1 protein-coding gene is annotated in these 743 nt (G+C 28.3%); it reads right to left on the minus strand.

Annotated elements, in window-relative coordinates:
* Window positions 1-2 precede the first annotated feature (2 nt).
* Complete coding sequence (locus tag R4K56_RS14715) at window positions 3-332, minus strand: PadR family transcriptional regulator (protein ID WP_014488735.1); 330 nt, start codon at window positions 330-332, stop codon at window positions 3-5.
* Window positions 333-743: the final 411 nt, after the last annotated feature.

The following is a 743-nucleotide window of genomic DNA, read 5'->3' on the forward strand; positions in this document are numbered from 1 at the left end:
ATCTATTCAATATCAAGAAGTTTATCTATTATCTTTTTAGTAAATAGCCATATTTCTCTTTCTTCCTGCAAAAACTTTTTACCTTCTTCAGTAATTTTATAATATTTTCTTCTTCCTCCCTGACTTTCATCACCCCAATAACTTTCTATTAGCTTTTTTCCTTCAAGCCTTCTTATAGCACTATATAAAGTCTGACCGTTAATCTCATATTCTCCATTAGTTTTATCAGTAATTAATTTAGAAAGTTCATAACCGTAAGAATCATTATCTTTCAAAAAATGCAGAACAACAGCATCTATATGACCTCGTATTATATCGCTTTCTATATACATTAATACTAACCCTAAACTAATTATAATTTATTTTTTAAAGTAAGATAAATATGGAATTTTGTCAATAACTAAAAAAATAATTTATACTTGTTTCAAAACATTAGCTGATAAAATTATTATAATTTTTTAATTAATATAATATGTTGCATATACTTAATTTTTTAAGTTTGTCAACTGATACACTTTATATAAATGTTATCAACTTTTTTGACGCACACGCCACAGGCGGGCTTCGCCAAAGTTGCTGCCACAGGCACGTTTTGCGAAAACGCAAATATTACAACCTTATATTATTAGAATATGTATTAAAGATGGTGTAATACATTAGTTTTAGGTTAAAAATGCAGTTGTTCGCGAAGCGTATCCGAGCCTGTCGAGGATATAGGTTCTTTTATACCAATAAAAGAACTG

Origin of the sequence: Brachyspira pulli, from assembly GCF_036997785.1 — a bacterium.
In the GTDB taxonomy this organism is placed as follows: domain Bacteria; phylum Spirochaetota; class Brachyspiria; order Brachyspirales; family Brachyspiraceae; genus Brachyspira; species Brachyspira pulli.